This window comes from Streptomyces yaizuensis, assembly GCF_034961445.1.
GTDB classification, from domain to species: domain Bacteria; phylum Actinomycetota; class Actinomycetes; order Streptomycetales; family Streptomycetaceae; genus Streptomyces; species Streptomyces yaizuensis.
On record NZ_BSBI01000003.1, the window covers coordinates 567,568 to 581,112 of the forward strand.

Annotated in this window: 6 protein-coding genes; 2 read left to right on the top strand and 4 right to left on the bottom strand. The window is 73.9% G+C overall.

Features of this window, described 5'->3' with window-relative positions; genetic code table 11:
* Window positions 1-131: 131 nt before the first annotated feature.
* Complete coding sequence (locus SYYSPA8_RS10735) at window positions 132-2,369, top strand: HelD family protein (protein ID WP_407705973.1); 2,238 nt, start codon at window positions 132-134, stop codon at window positions 2,367-2,369.
* A 28-nt stretch (window positions 2,370-2,397) separates the two neighbouring features.
* Here the strand turns inward: SYYSPA8_RS10735 and glgB are convergent, their stop codons facing one another.
* The 4 genes from glgB to SYYSPA8_RS10755 form a co-directional block, all read right to left on the bottom strand.
* On the bottom strand, window positions 2,398-4,605 hold the full coding sequence (gene glgB, locus SYYSPA8_RS10740; protein ID WP_323446928.1) for a 1,4-alpha-glucan branching enzyme: 2,208 nt from the start codon (window positions 4,603-4,605) through the stop codon (window positions 2,398-2,400).
* A gap of 270 nt (window positions 4,606-4,875) precedes the next feature.
* Complete coding sequence (locus tag SYYSPA8_RS10745; protein WP_323446805.1) at window positions 4,876-6,276, bottom strand: maltokinase N-terminal cap-like domain-containing protein; 1,401 nt, start codon at window positions 6,274-6,276, stop codon at window positions 4,876-4,878.
* A 227-nt stretch (window positions 6,277-6,503) separates the two neighbouring features.
* Complete coding sequence (gene treS, locus SYYSPA8_RS10750; RefSeq protein ID WP_323446806.1) at window positions 6,504-8,219, bottom strand: maltose alpha-D-glucosyltransferase; 1,716 nt, start codon at window positions 8,217-8,219, stop codon at window positions 6,504-6,506.
* Entirely contained in the window at window positions 8,216-10,204 is a 1,989-nt protein-coding gene (locus tag SYYSPA8_RS10755; protein ID WP_323446807.1) for an alpha-1,4-glucan--maltose-1-phosphate maltosyltransferase, read from the bottom strand. The genes treS and SYYSPA8_RS10755 overlap by 4 nt, the downstream gene beginning before the upstream one ends.
* Window positions 10,205-10,695: 491 nt before the next feature.
* Between SYYSPA8_RS10755 and glgP the strand changes: the two genes are divergently transcribed.
* Complete coding sequence (gene glgP, locus SYYSPA8_RS10760) at window positions 10,696-13,491, top strand: alpha-glucan family phosphorylase (protein WP_323446808.1); 2,796 nt, start codon at window positions 10,696-10,698, stop codon at window positions 13,489-13,491.
* Window positions 13,492-13,545: the final 54 nt, after the last annotated feature.

A 13,545-nucleotide genomic window follows, 5' to 3' on the forward strand; every position in this document is an offset into this window, starting at 1 on the left:
CCGGGGGGCTTCCTCGCGTAAAGTGGATATTTACTGTGTTTGCCAATTCGCAAATGCAGCACATCCATTGAGGACACCATATCGCGGTGGGAGTCGAATTGTCAAATGATTCTGTGCGGCCCATGACGGAATTGCAGGAGGAGCAGGAATTCCTCTCCGCCGTCTACGCCCGTCTCGACACCCTCCGCGAGGAGGCCGGGCGCGCCCTCACGCTCGCCGTCCGCCCCAGCGGCCCGGGCCACCAGGCCCGGGTCGAGCGCGATGTGGCCGTCGCCGAGCGCAGCGCCCACCGCGCCGCCCTGGAAGCCGTCGACGCCGGGCTCTGCTTCGGCCGCCTCGACCTGCGCGACGGCACCACCCACCACATCGGCCGCGCCGGGATCCGCGCCGACGACGCCGAACGCACCCCGCTCCTCATCGACTGGCGCGCCCCCGTCGCCCGCCCCTTCTACCTCGCCACCGGGTACGAGCCCATGGGGCTGCGCCGCCGCCGGCACCTCACCACCCGGGGCCGCACCGTCACCGCGCTCCACGACGAGCCGCTGGACCTCGCCGACCCCACCCGCACCGGCCACGAGGACCCCGGCGGCGACGCCGTGCTCCTCGCCGCCCTCGGCGCCGCCCGCACCGGCCGGATGACCGACATCGTCCGCACCATCCAGGCCGAACAGGACCGGATCATCCGCGCCCCGCGCGAGGGCGTCCTCGTCGTGGAGGGCGGCCCCGGCACCGGCAAGACCGCCGTCGCCCTGCACCGGGCCGCCTACCTCCTGTACGCCCACCGCGAGCAGCTGGCCCGCCGCGCGGTCCTGATCGTCGGCCCCAACCCCGCCTTCCTCGGCTACATCGGCGAGGTGCTGCCCTCCCTCGGTGAGACCGGCGTCCTGCTGGCGACCCCGGCCGAGCTGTTCCCCGGCGTACGGGCCACCGGGACCGACACCCCCGCCGCCGCCGAGGTCAAGGGCCGCGCCGGGATGGCGGACGCACTGGCCCGCGCCGTCCAGGACCGGCAGACGCTCCCCGAGACCCTGCCCGCGCGGGACTTCGAGGGCGAGGGCGCCGTACCCGAACCCGCCCTGGAGATCGACCACGGCACCTACGGCCCGCTCTGGCTGCACCGCGAGATGGCGTACGAGGCCCGGGACCGCGCCCGCGCCACCGGACTGCCGCACAACCTCGCCCGCCCCCACTTCGTCTTCCGGATCGTCGACGCGCTCACCGCCCAGCTCGCCGACCGCCTCGGCGCCGACCCCTTCGGCGGGCCCAATCTCCTCGGCCCCGACGACATCGCCCAGCTCGGCAAGGAGATCGCCACCAGCGCCGACGTCCACGCCGCCATCGGTGGACTGTGGCCCGAGCTGACCCCCGAGCGGCTGGTCGCCGACTTCCTCGCCGCCCCCGAGCGGCAGCTCCCCGAGCCCGAGGCCGCCCTCATCCGGCGCACGGCCGGGCCCTGGACCCCCGCCGACGTCCCCCTCCTGGACGAGGCCGCCGAACTCCTCGGCACGGACGACACCGCCGAACGCGCCGCCGCCGAGGGCCGCCGGCTGCGCCGGATCGCCTACGCGCAGGGCGTCCTCGACCTCTCCCAGGGCTCGGAGACCTACGAGTTCGAGGGCGAGGAGTCCGAGATCCTCGCCGCCCACGACATCATCGACGCCGAACGCATGGCCGAACGGCACGAGGAGGCCGACCACCGCAGCGCCGCCGAACGGGCCGCCGCCGACCGCACCTGGGCCTTCGGGCACATCATCGTGGACGAGGCCCAGGAGCTGTCCGCGATGGCCTGGCGGCTGCTGATGCGCCGCTGCCCCAGCCGCTCCATGACCCTGGTCGGCGACCCCGCCCAGACCGGCGACCCGGCCGGTGTCGGCTCCTGGGAGCGGATCCTCGCCCCCTATGCCGAGGGCCGCTGGCGCCACACCCGCCTCGGTGTCAACTACCGCACCCCCGCCGAGATCATGGAGCGGGCCGCCGCCGTGCGCCGGGCCGCCGACCCCGGCTTCGTGCCGCCGCGCTCCGTCCGCTCGACCGGTGTGGAGCCGTGGACGGTACGCGCGGGCGACGGCGGGGATCTGGCCGCCGCCGTCCGGGCCGCCGTGGCGCGCGAGAGGTCCGGCGACGGCCGGCTCGCCGTCATCGCGCCCCGCGAACTCCACGGCGAGCTGAGCGAGTTCGCGGCCCCCCTCGACCTCACCCGCCCGGTGGTCCTGATCGACCCCCGGCAGGCCAAGGGGCTCGAATTTGACTCCGTGATCGTGGTCGAGCCCGCGCTGTTCGCCGTGAACGACCTCTATGTGGCGCTGACCCGGGCGACCCAGCGCCTCGGCCTCGTCCACCGGGAGGAGCTGCCCGCCGCCCTGCGCTGAACGTCCGCCGGTACGGAAACCACCGCACTCATTCCGGGCGCAGCCACACCGTCGCCAGCGGGGGCAGCGTCACCTCCAGGGAGACGCCCCGGCCGTGCGCGGGCACCGCCTCGGCCGCCAGCGGGCCCGGCCGCCCGACCCCGCCGCCCCCGTACCGTTCCGCGTCCGTGTTCAGTACCTCCGTCCACACCCCGGCGGCCGGCCCCGGCACCCCCAGCCGGTAGCCGTGCCGCACCACCGGGGAGAAGTTGCTGACCGCGAGCAGCGGGGCGCCGTCCGCGCCGAAGCGGAGGAAGGCGAAGACGTTGTCGTCGGCGGCGTCGCCGTCGACCCAGGCGAAGCCCTCGGGGGCGCAGTCCCGTTCCCACAGCGCCGGGGTGGCGCGGTAGACCGTGTTCAGATCGCGCACGAGCAGCCGCACCCCCCGGTGGTCGGCCTCGGCGGCGTACGAGGGGTCCAGCAGCCACCAGTCCGGGCCGTGCTCCTGCGACCACTCGGCCCCCTGGGCGAACTCCTGCCCCATGAAGAGCAGCTGTTTGCCCGGGTGGGCCCACATGAACCCCAGATAGGCCCGGTGGTCGGCCCGCCGCTGCCACCAGTCCCCGGGCATCCGCCCCACCAGCGAGCCCTTGCCGTGGACGACCTCGTCGTGGGAGATCGGCAGGAGGTAGTTCTCGCTGTACGCGTAGACCATCGAGAAGGTCATCTCGTGGTGGTGGTACTTGCGGTGCACCGGCTCGTGGGAGATGTAGCCCAGCGAGTCGTGCATCCACCCCATGTTCCACTTCAGCCCGAAGCCGAGGCCGCCGAAGCCGCCGGCGCCGACATGGTGGGTGGCCCGGGTGACCCCGTCCCAGGCGGTGGACTCCTCGGCGATCGTCACCACGCCGGGGCAGCGCCGGTAGACGGTGGCGTTCATCTCCTGGAGGAAGGCCACCGCGTCCAGGTTCTCCCGGCCGCCGTGCTCGTTGGGACTCCAGCCGCCGTGCTCGCGGGAGTAGTCCAGGTAGAGCATCGAGGCGACCGCGTCCACCCGCAGGCCGTCGATATGGAACTCCTCGCACCAGTACACGGCGTTGGCGACGAGGAAGTTGCGCACCTCCGCCCGGCCGTAGTCGAACTCCAGGGTGCCCCAGTCGGGGTGCTCGGCCCGGGAGCGGTCGGCGGGCTCGTACAGCGGGGTGCCGTCGAAGCCGGCGAGCGCCCAGTCGTCGCGCGGGAAGTGCGCGGCCACCCAGTCCAGGATCACGCCGATGCCCTCCCGGTGCAGGGCGTCGATCAGATACCGGAAGTCGTCGGGGGTGCCCATCCGGGCCGTCGGGGCGTAGAAGCCGGTGACCTGGTAGCCCCAGGAGCCGCCGAACGGGTGCTCCGCCACCGGCATCAGTTCCACATGGGTGAAGCCCAGGTCGCGGACGTACGCGGGCAGCTGATCGGCCAGCTCGCGATAGCTCAGCCCCGGCCGCCAGGACGGCAGGTGGATCTCGTACACGGAGAAGGGGGCCTCGTGCACCGGCCGCTCGCCCCGGCGGGCCATCCAGGCGGCGTCCCGCCAGCGGTGGTGCGACTCGGTCACCACGGACGCGGTCGCCGGGGGCGTCTCGGTCCCGCGGGCCATCGGGTCGGCGCGCAGGGTGGTCGCGCCGTCGGGCCCGGTGATCAGGAACTTGTACAGGGCCCCGGCGCCGACGCCGGGGACGAACAGCTCCCACACCCCCGACGCGCCCAGCGAGCGCATCGGGTGGACGGTGCGGTCCCAGTGGCAGAAGTCGCCGGTGACGCGGACCCCGAGGGCGTTGGGGGCCCAGAGCGTGAAGCGGACGCCGGTGACCTGCTCCTGGGTGGTGACCCGGGCGCCGAGGGCCCGCCACAGCTCCTCGTGGCGGCCCTCGCGGATCAGATGCAGATCGAGTTCGCCCAGGGCGGGCAGGAAGCGGTACGGGTCGTGGGTCTCGTGCTCCACCGGCCCCTGGCCGCCGCCGTCGTAGCCGACGAGCAGCCGGTACGCGGGGATCGCGGTGAGCGGCAGCACCCCGGAGAACAGGCCGTCGCCGTCGTCGGCGAGCTTGAACCGCGCTGCCCCGGCGAGCACGGTCACGGCGCGGGCGTGCGGGCGCAGGGCCCGCACCAGCACCCCGCCGGCGGCGGGCCGGGCGCCGAGCAGGGCGTGGGGGTCGTGGTGGCGGCCGGTCAGCAGCCGGTCGCGGTCCTCGGGCGCGAGCGGCGGCGCGGGCAGGGCGGCGGTGGCCGGCTCCTCGGGCCCGGGGCCGTCCGGGGCGGCGGGTGGCTGCTCCGGTACGCGGGCCGTACGCGGCTGCCCGGCGGCGGGCGGTTCCGGTACGGGCCCGGGAGGCGCTGCGGGAGGCGCGGCGGGGGACACGGACGGGGGTACGGGCCCGGGGCGCCCGGCGGGAGCGGTGGTCGGGGCCGGCTGGCGGCCACGGGGACGGGACGGCGGTCGGACGGTCACCGGAACGGTTCTCCTCGGGGCGGGGGCGGGGCGGGGTCAGATCGGCGCGGCGGCGAGCCGCTCGATGGCCGCCATCGGCACGGGCAGCCAGTCGGGCCGGTGCCGGGACTCGTAGACGACCTCGTACACGGCCTTGTCCGTCTCGTACGCGCGCAGCAGCTCGGGCTCGGAGCGCGGGTCGGCGCCGGCGGCGTCCGCGTACCCCTCGCAGTAGGCGGCTCGGCAGCGCTCCGCCCAGCCGGGGTTCCAGGGCCGGTGGGTGCGGGCGGCGTAGTCGAAGGAGCGGAGCATCCCGGCGATGTCCCGGACGGTGGGCTCGGGCCTGCGGCGCTCGCGCAGCGGCCGGGCGGGCTCGCCCTCGAAGTCGATGACCGACCAGTGGCCCGGGGTCCCGGTCCCGTCCCGCAGTGCCTGCCCGAGGTGGAGGTCCCCGTGCACCCGCTGGGCCCGCCAGCCGCGCCCCCGCCGTCCCAGCTCGGCGATCGCGTCGAACGCGGCCCGCAGCCGGGGCACGTACGGCAGCAGCGCGGGCACCTGCCGGGCCGCCTGGTCGAGCCGCCGCCGCATCCCGTCCGCGAGCCGTTCGGTGCCCGGCCCGGCGAGCCGCGCGGTGGGCAGCTCCCCGGCGAGCGCGGTGTGCACCTCGGCGGTGACCCGGCCGAGCGCGCGGGCCTCGTCGGTGAAGGGGGCCCCGGCGGCCAGGGCCGCCAGGGCGAGCCGCCAGCCGTCGCGGGAGCCGCGCAGATAGGGCTGGAGCACGCCGAGGGTGTACGGGCGGGGGCCGGTGGACCCGTACCAGGCGAGGGGTGCCGGGACCCGGGCGCAGCCGGCGCGGGCCAGGGCCAGCGACAGTTCCAGGTCGGGGTTGGGCCCCGGCTGGACGCGGCGGAAGCACTTGAGGATGTAGGTGTCCCCGTAGACGAGGGAGGAGTTGGACTGCTCCGCGCCCAGCGGCCGGGCGGGCAGCGGGCCGGCCAGGGCGGGCAGGGCGGGCCGGGGGCCCGGGTGCTCGAAGCGGAGCGGGCCGTGGGAGCCGGGGGTGCGCAGCCGCTGGAGGATCAGGTCGGCGAGCCGGGGGTCGTGCAGGCCCTCGTAGACGGTGAGCCCGGCGAGGGGTCCGCCGGTGGGGCGGCCGACGAGGGCGGGGGCGAGGTGCGGCGGCAGTGCCCGGCGGATCCCCAGGAAGAGCTGGTAGCAGTCGGGCGCGTTCCCGGCGGTGGGGTGGGGCCGGTGGTCGACGCCGAGCAGCAGATGGAGCAGGCCGGGGCCGGTCCTGGCGGCCACGGGCAGCAGTTCGGTCGCGGAGACCAGGGAGAAGCCGGTGACGGGCCGTCCCTTTCCGGCGAACCAGCGCTGGAGGGGCAGCCAGGAACAGAGGAGGGGGGCGAGGGAGGGGAGGAGACCGACGGGAGCCCGGGTGGAGGCAGCCTCCGACATGGATCGCGTCCTTTCCCCGTCCGCACTGTTCCCCATTTGCCCTGTATATACGCCAATGCGCAGAGTGTCCCGGATCATGGGGTGGAGTGTCCGGCGGCGCGCGGGGGAAAGGGCCCGGTGCCCGGTGCGGGGCGGTGGAAACCGCCCCGCGGGAGGAGTGCGGCCGGGTGCGGGGCCGGCCGGGCGGCCCGGCCCCTTACCCGTACCCGGTCAGCCGGTGGCGGTGCTCAGAGTGCCGCCGCGTCCCTCGGGTCGTTCCGCAGCCGGAACCAGTAGAAGCCGTGCCCGGCGAGGGTGAGCAGATACGGCCACTGCCCGATGGCGGGGAACCGCACCCCGCCGATCAGCTCGACCGGGCGGCGGCCGCTGAACTCCCGCAGATCCAGCTCCGTCGGCTGGGCGAAGCGGGAGAAGTTGTGCACGCACAGCACCAGGTCGTCCCCGTGCTCCCGGGTGAAGGCGAGCACCGCCGGGTTGGACGACGGCAGCTCGGTGTAGCCGCCGAGGCCGAAGGCGGAGTTCTGTTTGCGCACCTCGATCAGCCGCCGGGTCCAGTGCAGCAGCGACGACGGGCTCGTCATCGAGGCCTCGACATTGGCGACCTGGTAGCCGTGGACCGGGTCCATGATGACCGGCAGGTACAGCCGCCCCGGGTCGCAGGAGGAGAAGCCCGCGTTCCGGTCGGGGGTCCACTGCATGGGGGTGCGGACGGCGTCCCGGTCGCCCAGCCAGATGTTGTCGCCCATGCCGATCTCGTCCCCGTAGTAGAGGATCGGCGAGCCGGGCAGCGACAGCAGCAGCGCCGTGAACAGCTCGATCTGGTGGCGGTCGTTGTCGAGGAGGGGCGCCAGCCGTCTGCGGATGCCGATGTTGGCCCGCATCCTCGGGTCCTTGGCGTACTCCGCGTACATGTAGTCGCGCTCCTCGTCGGTGACCATCTCCAGGGTCAGCTCGTCGTGGTTGCGCAGGAAGACGCCCCACTGGCAGTTCTCGGGGATCGCCGGGGTCTTCGCCAGGATCTCCGAGACCGGGTGGCGGGACTCCCGCCGCACCGCCATGAAGATCCGGGGCATCACGGGGAAGTGGAACGCCATGTGGCACTCGTCGCCGCCGGCCCGGAAGTCGCCGAAGTAGTCGACGACGTCCTCGGGCCACTGGTTGGCCTCGGCGAGCAGCACCGTGTCGGGGTAGTGCGCGTCGATCTCCCGGCGGACCCGCTTGAGGAAGGTGTGGGTCGCGGGCAGGTTCTCGCAGTTGGTGCCCTCCTCCTGGTAGAGGTAGGGCACGGCGTCCAGCCGGAAGCCGTCGATCCCCAGGTCCAGCCAGAACCGCAGGGCCGAGATGATCTCCTCCTGCACCGCCGGGTTCTCGTAGTTGAGATCGGGCTGGTGGGAGAAGAAGCGGTGCCAGTAGTACTGCTTGCGCAGCGGGTCGAAGGTCCAGTTGGAGGTCTCGGTGTCGACGAAGATGACCCGGGCGTCCTGGAACTGCTTGTCGTTGTCCGCCCAGACGTAGTAGTCGCCGTACGGGCCCTCGGGGTCGCTGCGGGACTGCTGGAACCACTCGTGCTGGTCGCTCGTGTGGTTCATGACGAAGTCGATGATCACACGCATGCCGCGCTGGTGGGCGGCGTCCACGAACTCCACGAAGTCGGCCAGGTCGCCGAATTCCGGGAGGACGGAGGTGTAGTCGGAGACGTCGTAACCGCCGTCGCGCAGCGGTGACTTGAAGAATGGCGGCAGCCAGAGGCAGTCGACGCCGAGCCACTGGAGGTAGTCCAGTTTGGCGGTGAGGCCCCTCAGGTCGCCCACGCCGTCCCCGTTGCTGTCCTGGAAGGACCGGACGAGGACTTCGTAGAAGACGGCCCGCTTGAACCAGTCGGGATCGCGGTCCTTGGCGGGAGTGTCCTCGAACAGGTCGTGGACGGGCTCATTGATGATCATGATGTGGGTGACCCTCCGATCGGCGGGGACGGTCGCAGAACCGCGATGTGCGCGGGCGTGCGGCCCGGCTCCAGGCGCACATAGAAGGCTCTGCCCCAGTGGTAGGACTCGCCGGTGAGCTGATCGCACACCGGAGCGGGCTCGTGCCAGGCGAGGCCGAGCCGCGGCATGTCCAACGAGACCGTGGCCTCCTGGGTGTGGTGGGGGTCGAGGTTGACCACCACGATGACCGTGTTGCCGGCGGATCGTTTCGCGTAGGCGATGACGTTGTCGTTGTCCGTGTGATGGAACGAGAGGTTCCGCAGCTGGTGGAGGGCGGGGTTGCGGCGCCGGATCCGGTTGAGCGCGGTGATCAGGGGCGCGATCGTGCGGCCCGTGCGCCCGGCGGACGCCCAGTCGCGCGGGCGCAGCTCGTACTTCTCGGAGCGCAGGTACTCCTCCGAGCCCTCCCGCGCCGGCGTGTTCTCGCACAGCTCGTACCCCGCGTACATCCCCCAGCTGGGCGACAGGGTCGCGGCCAGCACCGCCCGCAGCTCGAAGGCGGCCCGGCCGCCGTGCTGGAGGTGGGCGGGCAGGATGTCGGGGGTGTTGACGAAGAGATTGGGCCGCATGGCGGCCGCGGACGGGCCCGCCAGCTCGGTCAGGTACTCCGTCAGCTCCTGCTTGGTGGTCCGCCAGGTGAAGTAGGTGTACGACTGCTGGAAGCCGATCTCCGCCAGGGCGCGCATCATCGCCGGCCGGGTGAACGCCTCCGCCAGGAAGACCACGTCCGGGTCCCTGCGGGCGACCTCCGACAGCACGGCCTCCCAGAAGCCGAGCGGCTTGGTGTGCGGATTGTCCACCCGGAAGATCCGCACCCCGTGCGCCATCCAGTGCCGCAGCACCCGTACGGCCTCCCGGACCAGCCCCTCCGGATCACGGTCGAAGCAGATCGGATGGATGTCCTGGTACTTCTTGGGCGGGTTCTCGGCGTACGCGATCGAACCGTCCGGCCGCCGGCGGAACCACTCGGGGTGCTCGCGCACCCAGGGGTGGTCCGGGGAGCACTGGAAGGCGAAGTCGAGCGCGACCTCCAGCCGCAGCGCGCGGGCCACCGCCACGAAGTGGTCGAAGTCCTCCAGGGTGCCGAGGTCCGGGTGGAGCGCGTCATGGCCGCCGTCGGGCGAGCCGATCGCCCAGGGCACCCCCACGTCGTGCGGGCCGGGGGAGAGGGAGTTGCCGGGACCCTTGCGGTGGGTGGTGCCGATGGGGTGCACCGGCGGCAGATAGACCACGTCGAAACCCATCGCGGCGACGGCGGGCAGCCGGCGGGCGGCGGTGCGCAGCGTGCCGGAGACCGGGGGGCGCCCCCGGGTGAGCCGCGCCCCCTCGGAGCGCGGGAACAGCTCGTACCACGACCCGTACAGCGCCCGCTTGCGCTCCACGAGCAGCGGCAGCGGACGGGAGAGCGTGACCCGCTCGCGCAGCGGATGGCGGGCGAGCACGGCGGTGACGTCCGGGGCGAGCGCCGCGGCGAGCCTCGCCGCGGGCGGCCGGCCCCGGTCGCGCAGCGCGTCCACCACCGCGAGCACCGCCTCGCGGCCGTCCCGCTTGGGCACGTGTTCGGCCGCGCGGGCGTACAGTTCGGCGCCCTCCGCGAGCACCAGCGCGGTCCCGATCCCGGCGGGGACCTTGATCCGGGCCTGCCGCAGCCAGCCGGCCACCGGGTCGCTCCACGCCTCGACGGCGAAGCTCCAGCGGCCCTCGGTGTCGGGGGTGACCTCCGCGCCCCAGCGGTCGGAGCCGGGGGACAGCTCCCGCATCGGCGTCCAGGGGCCGGGGCGCCCGGCGGGGTCCCGCAGGGTGACATTGGCGCCGACGACCTCCTGGCCCTCACCGAAGACGGTGGCGCTGACCTGGAAGCTCTCTCCGACGACGGCTTTCGCGGGCCGCCGTCCTGACTCGACGCGCGGACGGACGTCCAGGACGGGGATACGACCGATCATGGGCTCACCTGGGGGCTGTGCGGGCGGATGAGGCCAGGAGCGTGCTGCCGGCCTCTGCGGGTGCCGGCCTCTGCGGGGTGCGGGGCCTGGGTGCGTTGACGTGCTGGTGGTGCGTTGACGTGCTGGTGGTGGTGGTGCGTGTGCTGGCGGTGCGTTGACGTGCTGGTGGTGCGTGTGCTGGCGGTACGTGTGCTCTTGTCGCGTGTGCTCGTGTGGTCTTGCTACGTGTGTTAGTGGTACGTGATGACTTGTATGTGCCTATTTGTAGCTGTTCGGCCGGTGGCCGGAGGGCTCGGCGCCGGGCCGTGGAACGCGTTCACCCGGGTGGACCGACCCCTTTCGGCGTGTACGGGGTACGGGGCCGGAGGGTCGGCACCCGGTTGTCGGCAGGGCGGCGGGCACGGCGGCGGGCCCGGCCCCGCTCCGGCGACGGGGCGACGCACCGCCGTGCGTCCCCTGGTTGGGCTGCCTCCCCTGCGAAGGTGGATCCCGTGAAGGCCATTCGTCGGTTCACCGTCCGCCCCGTCCTGCCCGGACCGCTCCGCCCGCTCGGCGAGCTGGCCCGTAATCTGCGCTGGTCCTGGCATACCGAGACCCGCGACCTCTTCCGCTCCGTCGACCCCGGCGGCTGGCGGGCGGCCGGGGCCGACCCCGTGCGGCTGCTCGGTTCCGTGTCCGCGGCGCGGCTGGCCGAACTCGCCCGGGACCGCGCCTTCCTGCGGCGGCTCGGCGCGGCCTCCGCCGACCTGGACGACTATCTGCACGGCCCCCGCTGGTACCAGCGACAGGACCCCCAGGGTCCCGGGGGCGGCCCGCTGCCCGCCGCCGTCGCCTACTTCTCGCCCGAGTTCGGGGTCACCGCCGCGCTGCCCCAGTACTCCGGCGGCCTCGGCATCCTCGCCGGGGACCACCTCAAGGCCGCCAGCGACCTCGGCGTGCCGCTGATCGGGGTCGGGCTGCTCTACCGGCACGGCTACTTCCGCCAGTCGCTCTCGCCCGACGGCTGGCAGCTGGAGCACTATCCGGTGCTGGACCCCGGCGAACTCCCCGTCACCCTGCTGCGCGAACCGGACGGCACCCCCGCCCGGGTGACCCTCGCCCTGCCCGCCGGGCGCTCGCTGCACGCGCGGATCCACCTCGCCCGGGTCGGCCGCGTACCGCTGCTGATGCTCGACTCGGACACGGAGGACAACGAACGCGGCGAACGCGAGGTCACCGACCGGCTGTACGGCGGCGGCAGCGAGCACCGGCTGCTCCAGGAGATGCTGCTCGGCATCGGCGGGGTCCGGGCGGTCCGCGCGTACTGCCGGATCACCGGCCACCCGGCGCCCGAGGTGTTCCACACCAACGAGGGGCACGCCGGGTTCCTCGGCCTGGAGCGGATCCGGGAGCTGGGGCAGGGGGCGGGTGCGGGGTCCCCGGGACCGGAAGGCGCTCCCGGCCCCGGCGCGGTCCTGGACTTCGACGCCGCGCTGGAGGCCGTCCGCGCCGGGACCGTCTTCACCACCCACACCCCCGTCCCCGCCGGGATCGACCGCTTCGACCGCGACCTGGTCGCCCGCCACTTCGGCGCCGACGCCGAACTGCCCTCCGTCCCCGTCGACAAGATCCTCGCCCTCGGCACCGAGACCTACCCCGGTGGCGACCCCCGCCTGTTCAACATGGCCGTGATGGGGCTGCGGCTGGCCCAGCGCGCCAACGGCGTCTCCACCCTGCACGGCGCGGTCAGCCGGGACATGTTCGCCGGGCTCTGGCCCGGGTTCGACCCCGACGAGATGCCGATCACCTCCATCACCAACGGTGTCCACGCCCCCACCTGGATCGCCCCCGAGGTGCGCCGGCTCGCGGTCCGCCGGATCGGCGCCCACCGCGCCGAGGAAGCCCTCAGCGTCGGCGGCTGCGCGCTGTGGCAGGCGGTGGTGGACATCCCCGACGCCGAGGTCTGGGAACTCCGCCGCACCCTGCGCGAACGGCTGGTGACGGAGGTACGGGCCCGGCTGCGGGCCTCCTGGCGGCAGCGCGGCGCGGGCGCGGCCGAGCTGGGCTGGGTGGACCAGGTCCTCGACCCGGACGTCCTCACCATCGGCTTCGCGCGCCGCGTCCCCTCGTACAAACGGCTGACGCTGATGCTGCGCGACCGCGACCGGCTGCGGGAACTGCTGCTCCACCCCTCCCGTCCGGTGCAGATCGTGGTCGCGGGCAAGGCGCACCCCGCCGACGACGGCGGCAAGCGGCTCATCCAGGAGCTGGTGCGGTTCGCCGACGACGCCCGGGTGCGGCACCGGATCGTCTTCCTCCCCGACTACGGGATCGGGCTGGCCCAGAAGCTCTACCCCGGCTGCGACGTCTGGCTGAACAACCCGCTCCGGCCGCTGGAGGCGTGCGGCACCAGCGGGATGAAGGCCGCGCTGAACGGCGGGCTCAACCTCTCCGTCCTCGACGGCTGGTGGGACGAGTGGTACGAACCGGACTTCGGCTGGGCGATCCCCACCGCCGACGGCTCCACCGCCCACGAGGAGCGCCGGGACGACCTGGAGGCGACGGCGCTCTACGACCTGATCGAGAACCGGGTGGCGCCGCGGTTCTACGAGCGGGGACCGGACGGGCTGCCCCGGCGGTGGATCGAGATGGTCCGCCGGACCATGGCGACGCTGGGGCCGAAGGTGGTCGCGGGACGGATGGTCCGGGAGTACGTGGAGAGGCTGTATGCGCCCGCCGCCCGCGCCCACCGGGTGCTGGACCCGGAGACCGCGCGGGCGCTGGCGGCCTGGAAGGCGCGGGTGGCGGCGGAGTGGGCGGGGGTGGCGGTCGACCATGTGGAGACGGTCGACCACGCGGAGACGGTGGACAGCACGGAGACGGTGGACAGCACGGAGACGGCGGACAGCGCCCCGGAGGTCTCGGTTCCGGTTTCGGTTCCGGAGGGAGCCGCCGCTTCCGTGGCGGGGAACGGCGGCGGCCGCCGGGCCGAGCTGGGGACGGCGCTGACCGTACGGGCGTGGGTGGCCCTCGGCGGGCTCGGCCCGGACGACGTCGAGGTGCAGGCGGTGGCGGGCCGGGTCGACGCGGACGACGCCATCGCCGATGCCCGCCTCTCGCCGCTGAAGCCGGTGGGCGGCGGCGACCTGGCGGGCCGCTGGGTGTACGAGGGCACGCTCACCCCGGACCGGACCGGGCCGTTCGGCTACACCGTGCGGGTGCTGCCGTCCCATCCGCTGCTGGCGTCGCACACCGATCCGGGCCTGGTGGCGCTGCCGGACGCGCGGGCGGTGGCGGCGCAGGGGTGAGGTGGTCCGGTCCGGCGCGCCCCGCCGGACCGGACCCGGGTCGATCGTGCTCAG